Here is a 22,078-nt window from a genome sequence, read left to right on the forward strand (position 1 = left end):
TTTATCAGGCTACCTTGTTGGTGTTCGCAGCGCGGCGACGTTTCTTGCGGCTGTTTTCGTTCATGAAATCAATCACAAGCGGGCGAATGTTATCGCGCCAGCTGCGGCCCGCGAAAATGCCATAGTGGCCCGCGCCGGGTTCTACGTGGCTGGCCTTTTTGCTGTCTGGCAAACCGGTGCACAGGTCCAGTGCAGCAATACATTGTCCGGGCGCCGAGATATCGTCATTCGCACCTTCGACCGATTTCACGGCAACATCGGTGATTTTGCCGATATCCACCTTGTGGCCGGCGACAACAAATTCGTTGCGTGCGATCTCGCGGTTCTTGAACACGCGTTCGACCGTCGACAGATAGAACTCGGCCGTCATGTCCATCACCGCAAGATATTCGTCATAGAAACGGTTATGGGCATCCAGGTCCGAGGCTTCGTTGCGGATAACACGCTGAATCTGATCGGAAAACGCCTTGGAGTGGCGATCGGCGTTCATCGACATGAACGACGCCAGTTGCAGCAGGCCGGGATAGACCATACGCCCGACACCTTTGTACTTGAATCCGACCCGTTGAATCATGGTTTCTTCCAGCTGACCCATCGTAACACGTCGTCCAAAGTCGGTGACGTCGGTCGGAGTCGCGTCCGGGTCCACCGGCCCGCCAATCAGTGTCAGAGTGCTGGGTTGAGCCTTGGGTTCGACTTCGGCCAGATAGGCGGTCGCTGCCAATGTCAGCGGGGCAGGCTGACAAACCGCCACGACGTGCGTGTCGGGCCCCAGTTCCTTCATGAAATCTACAAGGTAGAGCGTGTAGTCTTCGACATCGAACTTGCCGGCAGACACAGGAATATCGCGCGCATTATGCCAATCGGTGATGTAAACTTCGCAATTGACCAGCAGGCTTTTGACAGTCGAACGCAGCAGCGTGGCGTAATGGCCGGACATGGGCGCAACCAGCAGGACCTTGCGCGGTTGTTCTTCCCGGCCGTTGACACGGAAATGAACCAGATCGCCGAAGGGGCGTTCCAGAACGGTCGTAATCTCGACCAGATGGTCTTTGCCGTCCTCGCAGGTGAAGGTTCGAATGCCCCAGTCAGGTTTGACGACCATTCGCTGGAAGGTCCGTTCGGTGACTTCACCCCATGCGGCCATCCAGCTGAACGCCGGGTTAGGTGTCATGGAAAACAGGGGGTAGGACGCCATCGCGCTTGCGGTTGCACCAAGCCATTGGTTGGTGTTACGCATGGACTCCATAAGGTCGTAGGTCATCATGTAGCGCATAAATGGGGCCTCCTGAGTGTCAGCCTGAGAGTTCGGACCATTCGCCGCTTTGCCCCCCAGCACCCACGACGTTATTCTGCATGGCAGCGAGGTTAGGGTGGAATTGTTAAAATGACAACAAGTGAAGACCAAATGCCGGACGTGTCCGAAGAACATATTGAACGCATTAAAGAAAATATGGAAAGGGTCGAGCAGCTCGCGAAGCGCCTGGTCGAGATCATGGCGTCAAAAAAGTCGCACACGCCCGCGCTGGACGGCCCGAATCAAGAGCTTTTTGCACGAGCAGCAACAGCCTATTGGGCCGAGGCATGGCAAAATCCCGCCAAGTTGTTGGAGCAACAGATAGAATTCTGGGGCAAGTCGGTTCTCAACTTTGCCGAAGCGCAGAAAGCGCTGACGACCGGAGAGGTGGAAACCGAGGACACCAAGCCCGGTGACAAGCGTTTTTCCAATCCCCTTTGGGAGACAAACCCTTATTTCCGACTGATCCGGCAGCAATACCTGACGAACGCGGAAGCGATTGCGCAGGCTGTCTCGTCGGTTGATGATCTGGATGCCAAAGACAAACGACGCCTACAGTATTTCTCGCAGCAGATCATCGACATGATGGCGCCCACGAATTTTCTGGCGACTAACCCGGATGCCCTGCAAAAGGCGGTCGAGACCGAAGGTCAGTCGCTGATAAAAGGGTTGGAGAACCTTGTTTCAGACCTCGAAGCCAATGATGGCGAGTTGGTCGTCAAACTGGCGGATGAAAGCGCGTTCGAGGTTGGTGGAAACCTGGCGACAACGCCGGGCGAGGTCATATATCGCAACCGGATGATGGAGCTGATCCAATACAAGCCGGTGACTGAAACGGTTTATGAGACGCCCATCGTTCTGTTCCCGCCCTGGATCAACAAGTTCTATATTCTGGATCTGAAAGCCCAGAACAGCATGATCAAATGGATCACCGAACAGGGCTATACCCTGTTTGTCGTAAGCTGGGTGAACCCGGATGAAAGCTATGCCGAAACCGGCATGGAAGACTATATTCAGGACGGTTTCCTGACCGCAATCGAAACGGCCAAGAAGATCTGCAAGGTCAAACAGGTCAACGCTGTGGGTTATTGCATCGCGGGCACGACGCTGAGCCTGACCCTGTCCTTGCTGAAACAGCGTGGCGACAAATCGGTCAAATCCGCAACGCTGTTCACGGCACTGACGGATTTTTCCGATCAGGGTGAGTTTACGCCATTCCTGCAAAACGACTTCATCGACGGAATCGAAGAGGAAGTAAAAAAGGAAGGCGTTCTGCGATCGTGGATCATGGCGCGCACCATGTCGTTTCTGCGATCACGCGACCTGATTTATGGTCCGGCCATTCGCAGCTATATGATGGGGGAAGTGCCTCCGGCCTTTGATCTGCTCTACTGGAACGGCGATGGTGCAAACCTGCCAGCAAAAATGGCCGTGGAATATCTGCGAGGCCTCTGCCAGCGCAACGAGTTCGCGACCGACGGTTTCGAGTTGATGGGGCACAAGTTGAAACTCGAAGACGTGGATGTGCCGCTGATGGCCATAACCTGCGAAACCGATCACATCGCGGCATGGAAAGACTGTTACCGCGGCGTGCAGAAAATGGGCTCGCGGTCCAAAACCTTCGTGGTTTCAGAATCGGGTCATATTGCGGGTATCGTGAACCCGCCCAGCAAGAAGAAATATGGCCACTACACCAACCCGGATATGAAGTCGGATGCCAGCACCTGGCTGAAAGAAGCTGATTTTCACGAAGGATCCTGGTGGCCCATGTGGGACGCGTGGTTGAAGAAGCGGTCTGGCAAGCAGGTTCCGGCCCGTGAGCCGGGTGATTCGAAGCACCCGAGCCTTGCATCCGCACCCGGGACTTACGTTGTGGCGAAACCAAACGACTGATTTCATTTTGAAACTTAAAAATTCTGCGCCGCAGCAAGAAAAAACTTGCAATGCTGCGGTGCAGCAATCATATTGTCCTCAAGCTGATGAAACCCGGGGTGGGCCCGGACCGGCTAAAAGGATTAGGACAATGGCAAAGACCCAAGACTTTACCGCGATCATGAAAGACATGATGGGTGCATTTCCGGTGGACACCACCGCGATGGAAGGCGCATTCAAATCGACCGCTTCGCTGAACGAGAAGCTGTCGGGCGTTGCTCTGGACGCTGCTGAGAAATCGGCCGAGATCTCGAACAAATGGACCAAGGACACCCTGGCCAAGCTGAGCGAGATGTCGAAAGCCAAGGCAGAGCCTGCTGACTACGCAAAAGCCGCAACCGACTTCGCAAGCGCGTCGGCTGAAGTTGCAGCCGAAAACCTGGCCGCTTTCGCTGAAATCGCGAAAAAAGTTCAGACCGAAACCGTCGAGCTGCTGATGGCTGCCGGCAAAGACGCCGCGGAAGAAGCAACCGCTGCCGTCAAAAAGGCGACCAACGAGGTCACCACCGCAGCCAAGAAAGCTGCAACTGCAAAGTAAGAAACGTCCGCGAAGCGCACCCAACCCTCCCATTAGGTGCAATCGCGTTGGGCAGGTCCATTGACCTGCCCTTTCTTTTTGTGCTGCACTCGCATAACCTGTGCTGCAACGCATCATCCTTGGGGAGGGAACCCGGTGTCGGACCAAGAAAAACCGCTGCTTATCAAGCGCTATGCCAGCCGTCGACTATACAATACCGAGACCAGCGATTACGTGACGCTCGAAGATATCGCGGGCTTCATCCGCGACGGGCGAGAAGTGCAGATCATTGATCTGAAAACCGGCGATGACCTGACTCGCCAGTATCTTCTGCAAATCATTGCCGAACATGAAAGCCGGGGTGAAAATGTGCTGCCGGTGAATGTACTGAATGATCTGGTGCGCAGTTACATGCTGCCGGGCGGGGGGGTGATGCCCCAGTTTCTGCAAAGCTCGTTCGAGATGCTGCGCGAAAGCCAAAACAAGATGATGGAAAACATGAGCGCGATGAATCCGATGTCTCAGATGCCGGGTTTTGACGCGTTGCAGGCGCAGCAACAGGCTTTCCTGAAGGCGATGACCAGCGGGCTGTCCAGCGGATGGTCCAGCCCGGAAAAGGAAGAGGACAAGTCCGAACCGAAAGAGGATCTGGACGACATCAAGAAACAGCTGGCCGAGTTGCAGCAAAAACTGTCCAAGCTGAACTGATCCGTTCCGAACAAAGAATCAGGCCCGCATCGTGCGGGCCTTTCTTGTTCAAAGTGCCGCTGTCTTAAGTGCCATAAACCGGCATCGGGCCTGTCACTTCGCCAACCGATGCCAGCAGGATGTCTGCAATCACGTCCAGCTCTTCGCGGGTCAGGCGGACTGGCAGGCGCACGTCGCAGGCCTTCATCAGCATGTCGCGCGTCTTGGGCAGGTCGAAAGTTTCCGGAAGGAATTGCCAGTTCCAGAAAGCGCGGGCGTTGTCTTCGCTCAGACCAAAAACCTGAACCTTGACGCCGCGTGCTTCGGACGCTGCGGCAAAGGCGCGGATCTCATGTTCCTGCATTCCGACAAGATTGAACTGGATCGAATCCGGCGCACGCTGCTCGGGGGGCAGCGGGGCGGGGACCTCGATATGAGACGAGGTGTTCAGGCGACCGGCCACGTAATCGTGGTTTGCCAGGCCATCGCGGACACGGCGTGCCAGTTCCGGAAGTTGAGGGCGGATCACGGCGGCGCTGAGGTTGCTTAGGCGAAGGTTGTACAGCGGCAGCTTGTTCTGCCAGCGGGCAAAGGCCTCTTCCAGTTCGGGTGAGTTGTCGCCCTGCGGACCTTTGTGCTTCTTCCAATTGTGTTCATACGCGCCCGACATGATGACGGCACGCGCGACAAGATCTGCATCATTCGTGATCAGGATGCCACCTTCGCCGGCATTGATCATCTTGTAGGATTGGAACGAGAAACATCCGACCTTTCCGATCGTACCGATATTGCGGCCATGCCATGTGGTGCCCAGCGAATGCGCGGCATCCTCGATCACCGGAATGTTACGTGCGTCGCACAAGGCCATGATCGCATCCATGTCGGATGTATGCCCGCGCATGTGGCTGATGATGACTGCCTGAACGTTGTCCAGCTTGGCCTCGAAATCGGCCATGTCGATGCGATAGTTTTCACCCACTTCGCACAGAACCGGAATGCAGTCGGCGTGGACGACCGATGACGGCACGGCCGCGAAGGTGAAGCCGGGGATCAGAACACGCGCATCGCGGGGCAGGCCCAGTGCTTTGAGCGACAGAAACAGCGCGGCCGAGCAGGACGACACCGCCAAAGCGTATTTCGTGCCCAACAGTTCCGCGAACTCGACTTCCAGCAGGGCCACCGGGGCATCCTGCGGTGCGGTATAGCGGAACAGGTCACCTGATTGCATCAGGGCCTCGATCGCGTCCTTGGCGGCGGCAGGGATGGGTTCGGCGTCGTGAACGTTGGGGGGCAGCGTCATATTTGGAATTCCCGAATTCTATCTTTGGGAAAGATAAAGATAATCGGGAGGCAATCCAAGCCCCCAATCGCCGGGCAGGCGAAAATTCACCAATCTGTCGCAATTTACGTGGATCAGACCCCAAGCCGGTCGCGCAGTGCGAACCATGTCATGGCCAGCATCAGAAGCGGGCTGCGCAGGGCAGGGCCGCCTGGAAAAGACAGCGCGGGCACCCGTGCCATCGTGTCAAACCCTTCGGCCTGACCCTGAATCGCCATCGCCATGAGTTGTCCGGCATGGGTCGCAGTGCCGACACCGTGACCGGAATATCCCGAAGCCGAAAGAATATTGGGTGCGACACGGGCCAGATACGGCATCCGCCGCATGGTGATGGCCAGCGTTCCGCCCCAGGCATAGTCGATCTTCACATCCCGCAAATGCGGGAAAATCTCGGTCATGGGTTTGCGGACCTTGGCGGCGACATCTGATGGAAAGCGATAGCCATAGCTTTCGCCGCCTCCGAACAAGAGGCGACCATCGGCGCTGAGGCGAAAATAGTTCACCACGAATTTCGTGTCCGCCACCGCAACATCCCGGGTCAAAACCTGGGCGGTGTCCTCTCCAAGGGGTTCGGTGGCCGCAATGAAATTGTTGATGGGCATGACCCTGGCGGCGACGGAACGATTGAGATCGCCCAGATACCCGTTGCAGGCCAGAATGACGTGCTTGGCCCGAACGTTGCCGTGTGCAGTTCGGATCACAGCCGTCTGGCCCTCGTCAATCCCGGTCACTTCGGTGCTTTCATGGACGCGAACGCCCGCTTTGGCCGCGGCTTGCGCCAATCCCAACGCAAAGTTCAGAGGGTGCAGATGCGCCGCACCCATATCCAGATACCCCCCTTGATAGGCTGGTGACGGGCACAGCGAATGACCCGCGTTTTCGTCCAACAGCTCGATCTGGTCGTATCCGTACCGCTCGGAAAGATAACCGGCGTGGTCATGCAGTTCTTTTTGCTCGGATTTGCTCAGGCCCAGAACGGCGACACCGGGTTTCAGGTCACAGGCGATCTGGTGTTTTGCAATCAGGGATTTGACCAGATCCTTGGCGTCTTCAGCCAGTTCCCAAAGCCTGGCGGCGTCGGCATCGCCTACAAGACGCTCGAGGTCTTCCTGGTCCACCCGCTGCGCGCTGCCCAACTGCCCGCCGTTTCGGCCCGACGCGCCAAAGCCGACGCGGTGCGCTTCAAGCAGCACGACGTCGAACCCGGCTTCGGCCAGATGAAGGGCCGCGGACAGCCCCGTATAGCCGCCACCGACAACGCATACATCCGCCCTGGTGTCTTCTGACAACGCGGGAAAGCGATCCATCGGATGTGCCGTCGCGGCATACCAGCTGTCAGGGTACTCGCCCTTGCGGTCATTGGAATAGAGCAGGTTCACGGAAGGTCTCAGACGTTGATCAGCAGATGTTCACGTTCCCACGGAGAGATGACCTGTAGGAACTCCTCATACTCGGCCCGTTTGACGATGCCGTAAACGCGGGCGAATTCGGGGCCCAGAACCTCGTGCAGGGCGGTGGCTTCGTCGAACAGATCCAGCGCTTCGCCCATGACCTGCGGGATATCGCCCTCGCCTTCATAAGCGTCGCCATAGAACTGACGACGTGGGCGTTCCTGCTCGACCAGGCCAAGATAGCCGCAGGCCAGCGACAACGCGATGCCCAGATACGGGTTGCAATCCATCCCGGCGATGCGGTTCTCGACGCGCCGCGATTCCGGGCCGGACAGGGGCACGCGAATGCCGGTGGTGCGGTTGTCACGGGCCCATTCCAGGTTGATCGGTGCCGCGTGATCCTTCACATAGCGCCGGTAGGAATTCACATAAGGCGCCATGACCGCCAGACCGGAGGGCAGGTGGTTCTGCAAACCGGCGATAAAGTGGTAAAACGCGTCCGTCTCACCCCCTTGAGGACCAGAGAAGATGTTCTGGCCGGTTTCCATGTCGATGATCGAGTGATGGATATGCATGGCCGAGCCCGGCTCTTCCTCGATCGGTTTTGCCATGAAGGTGGCAAAACAATTGTGGCGCAGCGCGGCCTCGCGGATCAGGCGTTTGAAATAGAAGACTTCATCGGCCAGTTTCACCGGATTGCCGTGACGCAGGTTGATTTCCAACTGCCCGGCGCCGCCTTCCTGGGTGATGCCGTCGATCTCGAACCCCTGATGCTCGGCGAAATCATAGATGTCGTCGATCACCGGGCCAAACTCGTCCACGGCCGTCATGGAATAGGCCTGTCGCGCCGCGGCCGGACGGCCGGAACGCCCCATCATGGGTTTGATGCCCTGCGCCGGGTCCACATTGGGGGCAACCAGAAAGAACTCCATCTCTGGTGCAACAACCGGCTTCCATCCCTTGTCATGATAAAGCTGCACAACACGCTTGAGCACGTTGCGCGGGCTGTAAGGGATCGGATTGTCATCCCGGTCGTAGGCGTCGTGGATCACCTGCAATGTCCAATCCCCCGTCCACGGCGCAGCGGAAGTGGTCGAGAAATCGGGCTTCAGGATCATATCCTTTTCGATGAACCCGTCATCGCCGGCAGCTTCGCCCCAGCCCCCTGTGATGGTCTGGTAGAAGATGCTGTCGGGCAGGTGGAAATAGGATTGCTTTGCGAATTTTGATGCAGGCACCGCCTTGCCGCGCGCAATACCCGGCAGGTCCGAAATGATGCATTCAACTTCGTCCAGTCGTTGCCCATGGAAATATGCCTTTGCGGCTTCCGGCAGTTTATCAGTCCAATCAGCCATCAGGCTCTCTCTTTCTTTAGAAACTCGGCCATGTGGCGCGCAATTTTGGCGTTGTCGTCCGGGGCCGTCTCGCGATTTGCGGCTTCGCGCATCAGGTCTTCGGGTACCACGCCCTTGCCCCGTGTCCGCATCAGGCCTGCCACGAATCCGTTGTTGAATTCCGGGTGGGCCTGAACTGTCCAGATTGTATCCCCATAAGCCAGCATCGCGTTTTTGCAGAAGGCATTCCGGCCCAGAACCCGCGCTTCTTTCGGCAATTCGACAACCTGATCCTGGTGCCAGGCATTCAGCCATAGTCTGTTGCCGTCATATTCGTATTCCGTACGACCTACGGCCCATCCTTTCGAGAATTTCTCGACCTTGCCACCCAGTGCCTGAGCAATGATCTGATGGCCAAAGCAAACGCCGATCAGGGGTTTTCCACTTTCCCAGATCTCGCGCACCAACGCTTCCAGCGGGGCGATCCAGGGAAGGTCCTCGTAAACCCCGTGGCGCGATCCGGTAATGATCCATCCATCCGCATCATCCGCACCATCGGGGAAGGTGCCGTCCACGACGGCGAAGGTCACGAACTCGAACCCGTTGTCACGCAGCAACGCGGGGAAAAGTTCGTCATAATCCCCGAATTCTTCCTGTAGCACTTCGGGGGTGTGGCCGGTTTGTAGGATACCGATTTTCATGTGTCACCAAATTTGATCAAATTAATCCTAGCCGAGACTGGTTGACGCGGCAAGGGGGTCAAACCGTCTCGAGATAGCTCAACCAGTGATCCTCGGGCGGGATGTTCGCAAATCGGGTGATCTCTTGTCGTTTGGTCATGGTCAGATAGCGGATCAGGTCAGCGGGGAACAGCCGGGCCACCAAAGGATCCGTGGAGAACCTGTCAATCGCGCTCGACCAATCCGGCATCAGTTGAGGCAGGTCCGCGATGTCATAGGCGTTCCCCGTAATCGGGGCAGGGGGGATCAAGCCGTCCTCGATGCCGACAAGTGCCGCGCCCAGAACCGCGGTCAACATCAGATACGGGTTTATGTCCCCGCCGGCGACACGGTGTTCGATGCGCCGTGCGGCCGGGGCCCCGCCCGGGATGCGAATGGCAGCGGTTCGGTTTTCATAGGCCCAGCAGGCGCCCGTGGGCGCATGTGCACCCGGTATAAGCCGTGTGTAGGAGTTGCCGTGGGGTGCAAATATCAGCGAGCTGCCCGGCATGGCTGCGACACAGCCAGCTACGGCAGACCGCAATATCTCGGTGCCTTCCGGCCCGTTGTTGTCGAACACATTGTGCCCGTTCTGGTCCACCACCGAGAAATGCACATGCATTCCGTTGCCTGCGTCATCGGCATAAGGTTTGGACATGAAGGTGGCCGCAAATCCGTGCCTGCGCGCCAACCCACGCGTCAATGCCTTGAAAAACCACGTATCATCGGCACAGCGCATGGCGTCCTGATGGTTCAGGTTGATCTCGAACTGGCCGATGCCGCTTTCGGAAATCGCCGTCTGCGCGGGGATGCCCATTGCGGCGCAGCCATCGTACAGGTCGGTAAAGAACGCCTCGAACGCGTCCATTTCGGCAACCGACAGAACGGCCTCATCCGCAAGGCGCCGCCCTGTGATCGGATTCACCGGTGGTTGCGGCTGCGCGCCAGAAGCGTCAACGAGTGTGAACTCCAACTCTGTCGCGGCAACAACGGACCAGCCGCGTTGCGCATAGCGGTCGAGTATGGCGGACAGGGCATGCCGCGGGTCGCCCGGGAAGGGCACGCCGTCATCATCATACAGACACATCGGAACCAGCGCTGTTTCCGTATCCAGCCAGGGCACGGGGACCGGGCCGCGTTCGGTCGGGCGCAGTACCCCATCTGCGTCGCCGGTTTCAAAGACCAGCGGGCTTCCTTCGATATCAGCGCCCCACAAGTCTACGTTCAGTGCCGAAAACGGCATTCGCACGGCGCCTTTTCCCAGTTTGTCGGCATAGCCAGGGGGCACGCGTTTGCCACGCATTTGACCGTTTAGGTCACATGCGGCGACGCGAAAATTGTGCAGGGCTCTCAGATCCATTGGGGGCTCCGTCGGTGAAACTCCCCAGTGATTTACTTCAATGGATGTGCTTTGTCACCAAATTTGATCAAATTTTGGCTTGGGTTTTCAAGGAACGCCCCGCGCCGGTATAGACCGGCGCGGAGAGCTGTTTTCAGGCAAAGCTTACGCCATGTTCTTCCATGGGCAATTGCGCCACATGCAAACCTGACAGGGCTTTGATCGCATTGGCCAAAGCCGGTGCTGACGGTGGCGTGCCGGGTTCTCCGACGCCGGTCGGTGCTTCGGCCGATGGCACGATATGCACGTCGATTGCGGCAATATCCCCGATGCGCAGCGGTTCGTAATCCGGGAAGTTGTATTGATCCACCGCCCCACTTGTCAGGGTGATCTGGTCACGCATCACATGGCCAATGCCATAGCCGATGCCGCCTTCCATCTGGGCCCGCACGATATCGGGGTTCACGGCGATACCGCAATCCACGGCACAAGTGACCTTTTCAATCCTGATGCCATTTTCCGGATCGCCCGAGATTTCGACCACTTCAGCCGCGTAAGAGCCAAAGGACTTGTGAACGGCAATCCCCTGCGACCGGCCCTCTGGCGCATTGCCCCAGTTTGCCTTTTCGGCCGCCAGCTTCAAAACAGCTGCTTTGCGCTGCTGGTCCAGGTTGCTGCTGTCGGAAAGATGGGCCAGACGGAATTCCACCGGATCACGACCGGCGGCCTCGGCCACCAGATCCATCATGGTTTCCATCGTATAGGCGGTGTGGGTGTGCCCGACCGAGCGCCACCACAGAACCGTCGTCGCCTTTGGCGTGTCTGTCAGACCCACCGCCATGCCGGGGATGCTGTAGGGGCTGTCCGAAACGCCTTCGACCGAGCTGTGGTCGATGCCGTCATGAACCAGAACAGCCTCGAACGGGGTGCCCTTGATCACGGATTGGCCGGCAATCTGGTGCTGCCACCCGACGATGTTGCCTTCGGCGTCCAGACCCACACGAACCTTGTGGCCAAAGGCCGGTCGGTAATACCCGCTGCGAATGTCGTCTTCGCGCGTCCAGACCAGTTTCACGGGGCGAGAGCGGTCAGTGACGACAAAGGCCAGGGCGGCCTCGACCTGATAATCCGCATCCGGGGTGGCGCGGCGCCCGAAAGACCCGCCTGCCAGCATGGTTTTGATGTGGATCTTCTCGGCGGGCAGGCCAAAGATTTGCTGGTAGGCCATATGAGGACCCGTCGGCATCTGTGCCCCGTCATGCAGAACGATGTCTCCGTCTGCGGTCTGCTCGATGGTGCAGTTCAGCGGTTCCATAGGGGCATGGGCCAGCAGTGGGAAGTAGAACGTTTTTTCGACGACCTTGTCCGCTCCGTCGATGGCGGCTGCCACAGCGGCAAAATCCGCCTTGTTGACATTATACGTGGGCTCAGCCTCCAGCGCGTCCATGATCTCGGCCTTGATCTGGTCCGAGTTGCGGGTTTCCGCGCCGGACATGTCCCATTCGACCTCAAGCGCATCGCGTGCCTGAATCGCGGCCCAGGTGTTCTCGGCGTACACCGCGACGCCCGCCTGATTGGGCAGAACAGCGGCGCTGATATAGCCTTTGACCTCTTTCGATGCGCTGTCATCAAAGCCCAGCGCGATGCCGCCCTTCGCTTCGGGGCGTTTGATCATGGCGATCATCTGGTTGGGCAGGTGAACGTCCATGGCAAACATCGCCTGGCCGTTGCTTTTGATTGCCGTATCCTTGCGGCGCACCGTTTCATTTCCGATCAGACGGAATTCGGACGGGTCCTTCAGGCGTGGCTCTGCCGGAGCGTCCAGTTGCGACGCAGCAGACACAAATTCAGCGATCGGAGCCGACTTGTCGCCTGCCTTCACGATGCCGTCTTCGATGGTGATGCCAGATGAATCCACGCCCCAGCTTTGCGCGGCGGCGTTGATCAGCATTTCGCGCGCGGCAGCACCGGCCTGACGGTATTGCAGCCACGAATTCGCCATCGCGGTCGAACCGCCGGTGCCCTGGAACGGGCCGAACAGCAGGTTGTTGTAGACATTCGGATCCGAGGGGGCGAACTCGTACTCGATCTGATCCATGGTCAGGCCGATTTCTTCGGCAATCAGCGTCGGCAGTCCGGTCGCCGGGCCCTGACCTTTTTCAAAATGTTTGACGATGGCGGTCACGGTGCCATCGGCATCGATCTTCACAAATGGATTGAACTGCGCGGTCTCGGACGAGGCCGCGGCCAGCACACCATCAGGGCGGGCGCCAACCAGCAGGACGGCACCGGCAGCGGCGGCGCCTTTCAGAAACCAACGGCGAGAGGTGTTGATGGTCATGGATCAGGCCTCCAGAATTTCAGACGCGCGTTGGATGCCGGCGCGGATGCGTTGATAGGTGGCGCAGCGGCAGGCATTGCCGGACATGTACTCGTCAATCTCCTGGACCGACGGCTTCGGGTTCTCGGACAACAGCCCGACAGCCGACATCACCTGACCCGACTGGCAATAGCCGCACTGGACGACATCCAGTTCGACCCAGGCCTGTTGTACGGCAGCACCGATCTTGTCGTCACCGACAGCTTCGATAGTCGTGACTTCGGCGTCTTCGACGTCTTCAATGAATGTCTGACAGGAACGGACGGGCTCACCATTCACGTGCACGGTGCAGGCCCCGCAGGATGCCACGCCGCAGCCGAATTTTGTGCCGGTCAGTTTCAGTTCGTCTCGGATCACCCAGAGAAGAGGCGTTCCGGGTTCGGCATCAACCTCGAGGGTCGTGCCGTTCAGGTTCAATTTAAGAGCCATGATGAGGGGGTCTCCTGTTGGTGCTGGTTTCCGTAACTGGTAAACTCGCAGGTTTACTTATGGCATATGGTTTTGCCTCTGTAAACTTCTGCGTTTACCTAGTGTTTGACCAGGGCACGTCAATAGGTCTATAGCTCTGACATGAACGAATGCAGCGCACAGAATGCGTCCAAGCGCGCACAGATCATCGAAGCTGCCGTGGCCGAGTTCCAGGAAAAGGGCTTTGCCGCGGCCAGTATGGATCGCATTTCAGCAAGGGCCGAAGTGTCCAAGCGTACGCTGTACAAGTACTTTGAAAGTAAAGAAAACCTGTTCCGCTCCATCGTGGTCGAATTGTCCAGCCGCTTTGCTGAAGTGCTGGAAATTCGGTATGAAAAAGGTCGCGATACTCGTACGCAACTGACTGAACTGGCCTGGGCCGAAGGGCGCATTCTGATGCGGCCCGATGTTATCGCGATGGCCCGGATGGTGATCAGCGAAACCTTGCGCAACCCGACGCTTGCGGCGGAAGCGCAGGGCAAGCTGGACAAGACAGCGACATTCATTGCCATGCTCAAAGATGCGGCAGAGGATGGGCAGCTTCGGATCGATGATCCGGAACGGGCCGGGCGCGAATTCATCGGCCTGATCAAGGCGCGCGCCTTCTGGCCACTGCTGTTTACGGGTGGGGCGCTCAGCGAAGCCGAGATGACGGAAACGATCGAAAGCAGTGTCCAGATGGTGATGAGCCGATATGGTGTCTAATCGATAGCAACTCACTGATGATGGTCGCAGTCGGGACGTCGTCAGAGGAATGTGTTAGGGCTTTTCGACTTGATTCGGGTGGGCAAAGCCACTGACAGTCCATCGGATTTCGAAGCATAGCAGGACGGAGGCGTTGCTGTGACATGCAAGGCAACACAGGCTGCGCGTTTAAGCGTGGCACCCATGATGGATTGGACAGACCGCCACTGCCGCTATTTTCATCGGCTCCTCAGCGCGGAAACGTTGCTGTATACCGAGATGGTGACGGCGCCGGCGCTCGTGCGGGGCGGGGCGTTGCATCTGTTGGACTACTCTCCCGAGGAACACCCGGTTGCTTTGCAACTCGGCGGCTCTGACCCGGAAGAACTGGCGCAGGCCGCGAGACTGGGGGCTGAGGCCGGGTATGATGAGATCAATCTGAACTGCGGCTGTCCGTCGGATCGGGTGCAATACGGCACTTTTGGCGCGGTCTTGATGAAAGACCCGGCCCGCGTTGCCGACTGCGTGACTGCCATGCGCGAAGCGGTGAATGTGGATGTCACCGTTAAATGCCGCATCGGAGTCGATGATCAGGAGCCCGAAGATGTATTGCCCGCGTTTCTTGAGCACATCAGCGCGGCAGGTTGCCAAAGGGTGACAATCCATGCCCGCAAGGCGTGGCTGCAAGGGCTGAGCCCCAAGGAAAACCGGGATATCCCACCTTTGAACTATGACCTTGTGCATCGGATGAAGGATGAGTTTTCGGATCTTCACATATCGATCAATGGCGGCATCAACACGCTGGACGAGGCAGCCGCACATCTGGAAGCCGGTCTGGATGGGGTGATGATCGGCCGGGCCGCGTATCATCAGCCGGGCGATGTCCTGTCGGATGCTGACCGACGCATCTTTGGTACCGGAACGACGCGTGATCCGTTCGCGATCGTTCAACATATGGTACCTTATGTGGAACGGCACCTTGCCAATGGCGGGCGTCTGCACCAGATCACGCGTCATATGTTGGGCCTTTTCGCAGGTCGTCCCGGAGCCCGCGCATGGCGGCGCGCCTTGTCGGAAGGGGCTGTGCAGGATGGGGCCGGACCCGAGGTGATGCTGCGGGCGCTGGATCATGTGGCGCCCATGGCAGAAGTTTAAGCGGCAGGGGGAACTATGCCCGAGACGATGTTGCTGGCCCAGATGCTGGGCCTTTTGCTTGCGATCGGAGCGCTGGCCGGCGTGCTTGCCGGATTGCTGGGGGTCGGCGGTGGAATCGTCTTGGTGCCTGCCTTTTTCTATGCGTTTCAAACTCTTGGCTATGGCGGCCCGCAGTTGATGCAGCTGTGTCTGGCCACGTCGCTGGCCACGATCATCGTGACATCGGTCCGATCCGTTCTTGCGCACAACAAAAAGGGTGCGGTGGCTTGGGATATCCTGCGCGGTTGGGGGCCGGGGATCGTCGTCGGTGCGATCATCGGAGTTCTGGTTGCCTCGGCCCTGCGGACCGAAGCCTTGCAGGCGCTGTTCGGCATATTGGGAATGGTGATCGGGGCCTATCTGGGGCTGGGTCGTTCGGAATGGCGGCTGGGTGATGTCATGCCCGGTGGAAAAAAGCGGGCCATCCTGTCTCCTGCGGTCGGGTTTCTTTCGGTTCTGATGGGAATCGGCGGCGGCAGTTTTGGTGTGCCGCTGATGAGCCTCTACAACACGCCGATCCATCGTGCCGTCGCAACCGCCGCAGGGTTTGGTGTGATTATCGCCGTGCCCTCGGTCATCGGGTTTTTGTTTCTGGATATCGCACCGGAACACCGGCCTCCGCTGACCATTGGGGCGGTCAATCTGGTGGCCTTCGGTATCGTCGTGGCAATGACGATGATCACCGCGCCCTGGGGGGTGAAGCTGGCCCATGCGATGGATCCGAAACCCTTGAAGCGCGTATTCGCAGTGTTCCTTACGCTGGTGGCGCTCAATATGCTGCGCAAGGCGGTGGGTTTGTGAAGGATTTTGGCGCCAGGGGGTGGGTGAAATTCCCGTATGATCCAGTGCTTGCGGCCTGGGTGGGACATGCGCTGCCTGCCGCACGGGCCGCGGTATCGGACCCGGCCCATGCTGACTGGCTGGATTGTGACGGGACGTGGTTCATCGGTGTTGACGCGTTGCCCAATGACGCGCAGGGCAGGGTTGGCCAATCGGGGCCTTTGGCCGGAACCGCCATGTCATTCATTGCAGGGCGTTACGGGCAGTTGCCGCTTCACAAAGGCCAAGTCTCGGTCACGCATCCTGGGTATCCACGCCCGCGTCGGGGGGAGAACGAAGCCGCCGCGCGGTATCGCAGAAATCGGGATGCGGCCCATGTGGACGGATTGCGCCCGGTGGGGCCGGATCGTCGCCGCCGGGTGGATGAACCGCATGCGTGGGTTTTGGGCATACCGCTGACCGAGGCCAGCCCGGATGCGTCGCCCATGGTGTTGTGGGAAGGCAGCCATCATATCCTAGGTGCGGCTTTCAGGCGCGCCCTTGCGGGGACGCCACAAGAGCGCCTGCATGAAGTCGATGTTACGGATATCTACCAATCCGTCCGTCGCGAGGTTTTCGAAACCTGCCCGCGAATCGAATTGCCTGCAAAACCGGGCGAGGCTTACGTGCTGCACCGCCACTGCCTGCACGGGGTTGCCCCCTGGGCGGAAACGGCAAGCGCAGGGCCGGATGGACGGATGATCGCCTATTTCCGCCCGGAATGCGCCGGGGGTGTGGCGGAATGGATCGAATCCACTTAACCTCCTGTCATTGTTTGGCTTTGGAGGTTTTGACCGATGATTACGGTCCATACGAATTCTGATGGTGCGTTGATAGAAGTGGAGTTGTCGGGGCAAGTCACCAGCGCCGACTATGCCGATGTCCTGGTTCCTGCAATCGAAGCAGCGCTGACCGAACATGATTCCGTTCGGCTTTTGGCCATCGTGCAGCCCGAGTTCAAGGGGTATGATTTGGGCGCGGCCTGGTCCGACACCAAGCTGGGGCTCAGCCACTGGCGGGGGTTTGACCGGATCGCGGTTGTTGCCGATCAGGGCTGGGTGCAAACCAGCATCCGATTGGCCGCCCCGATCCTGCCATGCCCCGTTCAGGTCTTTGAACTGGCCGAGCTTGAGGCCGCCCGGCGCTGGATGCGCGAGTCGCTGGGATCCATTCACGTGACCGATCTTGAGGGCCCATGTGTGCAGATCAGCCTTTTGGGAAAACTGGACCCCGAGGAGTACAAGCAAGCCGAACGCGACCTGGACGCTTTGTTGCATGATCGATCCGGATTTCGGTTGCTGATCGACCTGCGGGAATTCGACGGCTGGCAGGGGTTGTCCGCTCTTGCAGCACATTTCCGTCTGGCCAGCCGCCACATCGGACAACTGGATCGCGCGGCCATCGTCGGGGACAAAAGCTGGCAGCACATGGCACAACGTGTCGCCAGTCATGTATTGGGCACACGGACTCAGTTCTTTCCGTCCGAGGAAATCGAAAACGCCAAAACTTGGCTGGCTGCCGGGTAAGGATCTGCTCTGCGTGCCAACCTGCATCTTGTGATCTTGCTGCCAACAGGCGGCTTGCGTGCTTTGTTCTCTGGTCAGAACAAAGCACCCTTGAGCGCGAATTGACCAAATCTGATTGGCTTATTTCGCGGAACGACACGCATCACATGTCTTGAAACCGGTCTTGATACCGTGCCGGTCAAGAATTGTGACGTAAGGGAACTGGTGGGTTTTTCCGTGGAATTTCTGACCTTAAGGTCAACACGGACCAAAAACCGCGTGTTTTCCCCCTAAATTTGACCGGAAATGCCCTTACCTACGCCGTGTCGCTGCGGGCCTCCACTCACGTTGAACAGATGCGTTCATGAGCTGGCCCCTTTTAGGAGCTCGAACTCGGCCCGCGGCGGCACAGTTATTGGAAGCGGGAAGTTTGCGATGACACTTAGGTTATTGATGGAAAGATTTGCGGCACGCAAGACGCCAGTATTCAAGGCGGACAAGACCGGCACGAAGCGTGTCCGACGTGCAGCGAAAAAATACGGGACTGCAAAAACAAGCAGATCCGAAATCGCAGCTCTGTTCGAGTCAGAGCTGCGCGGGCAAGACACAAACAGGTCGGCCCGCGACGAATCCAATGACCACAGGGATACGTCCCCAAAGCAGGCTGGCTGACTTCAGGAACCTTTTATGCGCGCTGCACGCCCGCCACGACGTTTGCTGAGGCGCGGCTTTCTGGTTGGCAGATCTTCCATGATTTCGGCGCGTTCGCTGCTGTCCATCTTGGACCAACGGGTGATTTCGTCAATCGTTCGATAGCAGCCGGTACAGATACGTTCAGTCGGGTGAACGACACAGATCTGGACACAAGGGCTTTCAACCTCATTCCTTTTCCAAACCATACTTGTCATCACTGGTCTCCGACCCGTTACAAAAAGCGCAGCCTGTCCAGCGCGCCTTGCAAGATATAGCTGGCCGCAACGTGATCAATAACCTGTCCGCGACGTTTTCGTGTCGTATCCGCCTCAAGTAGTGCTTTTTCTGCCGCAACGGTACTAAGCCGTTCGTCCCAAAACCCGATGGGCAGATCGGTCAGGCGGGACAAATTGCGCGCAAATGCCCGCGTTGACTGGCATCTTGGCCCTTCGCTGCCATCCATGTTCTTGGGCAGGCCCAGCAAGATGCCCCCGATCTCGCGATCGGTGACAATTTCGATCAGGCGCGCGGAATCGAGCGTGAATTTCTTGCGCCGTACCGTTTCCAGCGGGCTGGCGACACCGCGCATCCGGTCGGACACGGCGACGCCGATTGTCTTTTCCCCAAGGTCCAGCCCCATCAGGGCACTCATCGGTTGCAAGGCTGCTGCAAATTCTTCGATAGCGTCATGGATCATTGAGCGATCCCGGCTTGAAGGGCCGCCGCATCGATGATCTGCAACGCCTCTGAATCGCCGGCAAAGACTTCCATGGCCTCATCGCGAATATCGATGGCGCGCTGACCCTGGCCAAGAACGCCCAAGGCGGCGATCAGGCGGGCCCATTCCTCGGGGGATCCGCCCTCTGCCGCCAGCCGATCAGACAGCTGGTCCACCATGCCCTGAATCATCTGCTGCCGCTCTTCGGGGCTCAGCTCTGCGGCGGCGGCCATGTCTTCCTGGCTGGGGCCGGGTGCGGTGCTCAGATCCGGTGCATTGAAAACGCCGGCCCTAAAGGCCAGTTCATCGATCTGAGCCCGAATTGCTTCGGCCCAGGGCGCACCTGCGGGGGAATCCTGCAACGTTTCGACCCACATGCGATAGGCAAGGTCCGGCCGCCCGATCTGAGCCAGCATCTGCCCCCAATAATAGCGCGCCGGGCCGTGACGGGGGTCACGGTTCAACGCTTCGATCAGCGCCTGTTCCGCTTCGGGTGAGACATACCCACCTGCGGCCAGAATCATCATTTCAGCCAGGTCCGCATAGGTATCAGCCGTGGCGCTGTCTTCGGACAGCTCTATCACCTTTTGCTGCGCGGTGTACCCATCCTTGAAGTTGCCCGCATTCGTCTCGTGTTGCGCCAGCAACATCTGACCCTGCAAATCGTCCGGCCGGCTCGCAACGGTTTCCCGCAACTGCTTCAGCAGGTTGGCATAGCTTTCTTCCAGCTGCGCAGGTCGAGGTGGGGTCGCCAGTTCTTCCGCGGCGCTTTGGGATGGCCGGTTGGCGCGCACTTCCTTGGCCAGTTCAAGCCGTGCGGTCAGCGGCATGTCAGGCAAACCCACGGCCCCGGTGCGATGATACATCGCCAACGCTCCACCGATCAGAAGCAACGAGATTGCCAGGATCGACAACACCGAAACCGCACGAGATGGCCCGGCGCCGGCACCCTCTTTCTTCATTTGATCATCTGCGGCCAGAATGCGACGGGAAATTTCCGTGCGCACCCGTTCGGCGTCGGCCTCGCCAATGACCCCGCGCGCCAGATCCCGGTCCACACCGGCCAACTGTTCGCGATAAACCCGCAGATCGTATGCCGCCGCGGGTTCATCCCCACGGCGTTTGCGCAGCAGGGTAAAGCTGAGAAAAGCTGCGATCAGCAGCGCGACAAGAAAAATCAGAACCCAGAACGTCATGGTCCCTCCGAGGATGCTGCCCTGACTTAGACCTGTGAGGCGTCCGACAAAAGGGACAAATGGCCGCGAATGAGCGACATGTCGCAATAGTGCGATATTGCGGCGTTGCACGGCAGGGTTAAAATGCCGTCACACGGCATATCTGCGCCCAATCACCGAACCGGATGGATTCGCACATGAAACACTATTCAGCCTTTGCTGTGGCGCGGGAAGCTCTGCGCTATCACACCGGATGGGAGCGCGCCTGGCGCTCACCCGAACCCAAGAAGCGCTATGACGTCATCATCGTTGGTGCTGGCGGTCATGGTCTGGCGACCGCGTATTACCTTGGCAAGAACTATGGCATCCAGAATGTCGCGGTTATCGAAAAAGGCTGGCTGGGCGGCGGCAATACCGGTCGCAACACGACGATCATCCGTTCGAACTATCTGCAAGACCCGTCGGCGGCGATCTACGAGAAAGCGCGCAGCCTCTACGAGGACCTGAGCCAGGAATTGAACTACAACATCATGTTCAGCCCGCGCGGTGTCATCATGCTGGCGCAGACCCAGCACGAGATCCGCGGCTATCAGCGCACGGCCCATGCCAACGCGCTGCAAGGTGTGAAGACGGAATGGATCGGCCCCGAACGCGTCAAGCAACTGGTGCCAATCATCAATCTGGATGGTCCCCGGTATCCGGTTCTGGGCGGCCTTTGGCAGGAACGCGGGGGCACTGCGCGCCATGATGCGGTGGCGTGGGGCTATGCGCGTGCCTGTTCGGCGATGGGGATGGATATCATCCAGCAATGCGAAGTCACCGGTGTGCGCTCGGACAACGGGCGCGTTGTCGGGGTCGATACCACCAAGGGTGCCATTGATTGTGATAAGCTGGGCATTGTCGTCGCCGGCCATTCGGGTCAGTTGGCCGAGATGGCGGGCTTCCGCCTGCCGCTGGAAGCCGTCGCGTTGCAGGCGCTGGTGTCCGAGCCCATCAAACCCTGCATGGATGTGGTCGTGATGGCGAACACAGTCCACGGCTATATGTCGCAATCCGACAAGGGCGAAATGGTGATCGGCGGGGGAACCGACGGGTTCAACAACTTCACGCAGCGCGGGTCTTTCCATCATATCGAGGAAACGGTGCGGGCGCTGGTCGAAACCTTCCCGATGATTTCGCGCCTGAAAATGCTGCGCCAGTGGGGCGGGATCGTGGACATGACCGGTGACCGCTCGCCCATCCTGTCGAAAACACCGTTGCAGGGCTGCTTTATCAATGGCGGCTGGGGCACCGGTGGTTTCAAGGCGATTCCGGGCTCGGGCTGGGGGATGGCGCAGTTGATGGCGACGGGCCATTCACCGCTGACCGAAGCCTTCTCGATGGACCGCTTTAAAGAAGGCCGCTTCATAGACGAAAGCGTGGCCGCCGGGGTGGCGCACTAGGGAGATTCCCGAAGGTGCCAGAAAACAGAATTCAGGTCGGCCCCCGCGCTGACCGACCGCCAAAAGGATGACAACATGCTAATCCTGAATTGCCCCTATTGCGGCGTAGACGCCGAAGAATCCGAACTGGCCGCCGGTGGCGAAGCGCATCTGAAGCGTTTCGGCCCGGGCTCGTCCGATGACGAATTCCACGACTATCTGTTCATGCGTGAAAACCCGAAAGGTGTTCATTTCGAGCGCTGGCGGCACGCCAATGGTTGCGGCAAGTGGTTCCACGCCGCGCGCTGCACGCAGACACTCGAAGTGTTCGGAACCTACACGGCTCAGACCTCCGAACCGCCGCAAGACATCAAGGATGCCATCACTGCCAAACGGCCCGGCTGGACGTGGAGAGAGTTCTCCTGATGCTTCATTTTTTCAATAATACTCCCGCCGGAGGCTTTGA

21 protein-coding genes are annotated in these 22,078 nt (G+C 58.7%); 10 read left to right on the plus strand and 11 right to left on the minus strand.

The features are described from left to right. Positions 1 to 4 precede the first annotated feature (4 nt). The gene (phaZ, locus tag GS611_RS01690) at positions 5 to 1,276 is read right to left on the minus strand and encodes a polyhydroxyalkanoate depolymerase (RefSeq protein WP_171631288.1); all 1,272 of its coding nucleotides are present in this window, start codon (positions 1,274 to 1,276) and stop codon (positions 5 to 7) included. 111 nt (positions 1,277 to 1,387) lie between these two features. Between phaZ and GS611_RS01695 the strand changes: the two genes are divergently transcribed. The 3 genes from GS611_RS01695 to phaR all read left to right on the plus strand — a co-directional run bounded on the left by GS611_RS01695 (position 1,388) and on the right by phaR (position 4,454). Continuing rightward, a complete protein-coding gene (locus tag GS611_RS01695; protein WP_171631291.1) occupies positions 1,388 to 3,190 on the plus strand; it encodes an alpha/beta hydrolase in 1,803 nt (600 codons plus the stop codon). Positions 3,191 to 3,320: 130 nt separating this feature from the next. Beyond that, positions 3,321 to 3,767, plus strand: coding sequence for a phasin family protein (locus tag GS611_RS01700; RefSeq protein WP_171228035.1), 447 nt, complete (start codon positions 3,321 to 3,323; stop codon positions 3,765 to 3,767). A gap of 135 nt (positions 3,768 to 3,902) precedes the next feature. After that, positions 3,903 to 4,454: a polyhydroxyalkanoate synthesis repressor PhaR gene (gene phaR / locus GS611_RS01705; RefSeq protein WP_171631294.1), complete on the plus strand. Its 552-nt coding sequence runs from the start codon at positions 3,903 to 3,905 to the stop codon at positions 4,452 to 4,454. A 64-nt stretch (positions 4,455 to 4,518) separates the two neighbouring features. On the opposite strand, the gene GS611_RS01710 is transcribed toward phaR, so the two are convergent. The 7 genes from GS611_RS01710 to GS611_RS01740 all read right to left on the minus strand — a co-directional run bounded on the left by GS611_RS01710 (position 4,519) and on the right by GS611_RS01740 (position 13,364). Beyond that, entirely contained in the window at positions 4,519 to 5,733 is a 1,215-nt protein-coding gene (locus tag GS611_RS01710) for a DegT/DnrJ/EryC1/StrS aminotransferase family protein (protein WP_171631296.1), read from the minus strand. A 113-nt stretch (positions 5,734 to 5,846) separates the two neighbouring features. Then, complete coding sequence (locus GS611_RS01715; RefSeq protein WP_171631299.1) at positions 5,847 to 7,151, minus strand: FAD-dependent oxidoreductase; 1,305 nt, start codon at positions 7,149 to 7,151, stop codon at positions 5,847 to 5,849. 8 nt (positions 7,152 to 7,159) lie between these two features. After that, on the minus strand, positions 7,160 to 8,518 hold the full coding sequence (locus GS611_RS01720) for a glutamine synthetase family protein (RefSeq protein WP_171631301.1): 1,359 nt from the start codon (positions 8,516 to 8,518) through the stop codon (positions 7,160 to 7,162). Further along, positions 8,518 to 9,198 carry a type 1 glutamine amidotransferase gene (locus GS611_RS01725; protein WP_171631303.1) on the minus strand — a complete coding sequence of 227 codons (681 nt, stop codon included), beginning with the start codon at positions 9,196 to 9,198 and terminating at the stop codon, positions 8,518 to 8,520. Before GS611_RS01725 ends, GS611_RS01720 begins: the two co-directional genes overlap by 1 nt. Positions 9,199 to 9,256: 58 nt before the next feature. Further along, entirely contained in the window at positions 9,257 to 10,576 is a 1,320-nt protein-coding gene (locus tag GS611_RS01730) for a glutamine synthetase family protein (protein ID WP_171631306.1), read from the minus strand. 133 nt (positions 10,577 to 10,709) lie between these two features. Next, the gene (locus tag GS611_RS01735) at positions 10,710 to 12,896 is read right to left on the minus strand and encodes a xanthine dehydrogenase family protein molybdopterin-binding subunit (RefSeq protein ID WP_171631308.1); all 2,187 of its coding nucleotides are present in this window, start codon (positions 12,894 to 12,896) and stop codon (positions 10,710 to 10,712) included. Positions 12,897 to 12,899: 3 nt separating this feature from the next. Further along, positions 12,900 to 13,364, minus strand: a complete 465-nt coding sequence (locus GS611_RS01740; RefSeq protein WP_171631310.1) for a (2Fe-2S)-binding protein — start codon at positions 13,362 to 13,364, stop codon at positions 12,900 to 12,902. A gap of 141 nt (positions 13,365 to 13,505) precedes the next feature. Between GS611_RS01740 and GS611_RS01745 the strand changes: the two genes are divergently transcribed. The 5 genes from GS611_RS01745 (at position 13,506) to GS611_RS01765 (ending at position 17,626) form a co-directional block, all read left to right on the plus strand. Next, positions 13,506 to 14,108 carry a TetR/AcrR family transcriptional regulator gene (locus GS611_RS01745; RefSeq protein ID WP_171631314.1) on the plus strand — a complete coding sequence of 201 codons (603 nt, stop codon included), beginning with the start codon at positions 13,506 to 13,508 and terminating at the stop codon, positions 14,106 to 14,108. Positions 14,109 to 14,246: 138 nt separating this feature from the next. Further along, a complete protein-coding gene (gene dusA / locus GS611_RS01750; protein WP_371732211.1) occupies positions 14,247 to 15,242 on the plus strand; it encodes a tRNA dihydrouridine(20/20a) synthase DusA in 996 nt (331 codons plus the stop codon). Positions 15,243 to 15,257: 15 nt separating this feature from the next. Continuing rightward, positions 15,258 to 16,082, plus strand: a complete 825-nt coding sequence (locus GS611_RS01755) for a sulfite exporter TauE/SafE family protein (protein WP_171631319.1) — start codon at positions 15,258 to 15,260, stop codon at positions 16,080 to 16,082. A 23-nt stretch (positions 16,083 to 16,105) separates the two neighbouring features. Next, positions 16,106 to 16,861 (plus strand): hypothetical protein, encoded by a 756-nt coding sequence (locus GS611_RS01760; protein ID WP_371732212.1) that lies wholly within the window; start codon positions 16,106 to 16,108, stop codon positions 16,859 to 16,861. 36 nt (positions 16,862 to 16,897) lie between these two features. After that, the gene (locus GS611_RS01765) at positions 16,898 to 17,626 is read left to right on the plus strand and encodes an STAS/SEC14 domain-containing protein (RefSeq protein ID WP_171631323.1); all 729 of its coding nucleotides are present in this window, start codon (positions 16,898 to 16,900) and stop codon (positions 17,624 to 17,626) included. A gap of 653 nt (positions 17,627 to 18,279) precedes the next feature. Here GS611_RS01765 and GS611_RS01770 read toward each other — a convergent pair. From GS611_RS01770 to ccmI, 3 genes are read right to left on the minus strand one after another with little or no spacing between them, the layout of a single operon-like run. After that, positions 18,280 to 18,513, minus strand: coding sequence for a DUF1289 domain-containing protein (locus tag GS611_RS01770; protein WP_171631325.1), 234 nt, complete (start codon positions 18,511 to 18,513; stop codon positions 18,280 to 18,282). A gap of 17 nt (positions 18,514 to 18,530) precedes the next feature. Next, on the minus strand, positions 18,531 to 18,995 hold the full coding sequence (gene ruvX / locus GS611_RS01775) for a Holliday junction resolvase RuvX (protein WP_171631328.1): 465 nt from the start codon (positions 18,993 to 18,995) through the stop codon (positions 18,531 to 18,533). Then, positions 18,992 to 20,212, minus strand: coding sequence for a c-type cytochrome biogenesis protein CcmI (gene ccmI, locus GS611_RS01780; protein WP_171631330.1), 1,221 nt, complete (start codon positions 20,210 to 20,212; stop codon positions 18,992 to 18,994). The genes ruvX and ccmI overlap by 4 nt, the downstream gene beginning before the upstream one ends. Positions 20,213 to 20,388: 176 nt before the next feature. Between ccmI and GS611_RS01785 the strand changes: the two genes are divergently transcribed. Together GS611_RS01785 and GS611_RS01790 are read left to right on the plus strand one after the other, a co-directional pair. Beyond that, positions 20,389 to 21,633, plus strand: coding sequence for a sarcosine oxidase subunit beta family protein (locus GS611_RS01785; RefSeq protein ID WP_171205004.1), 1,245 nt, complete (start codon positions 20,389 to 20,391; stop codon positions 21,631 to 21,633). Positions 21,634 to 21,708: 75 nt separating this feature from the next. Continuing rightward, a complete protein-coding gene (locus GS611_RS01790; protein WP_171631333.1) occupies positions 21,709 to 22,038 on the plus strand; it encodes a sarcosine oxidase subunit delta in 330 nt (109 codons plus the stop codon). Positions 22,039 to 22,078: the final 40 nt, after the last annotated feature.

This window comes from Ruegeria sp. HKCCD6119 (genome assembly GCF_013110585.1).
In the GTDB taxonomy this organism is placed as follows: domain Bacteria; phylum Pseudomonadota; class Alphaproteobacteria; order Rhodobacterales; family Rhodobacteraceae; genus Ruegeria.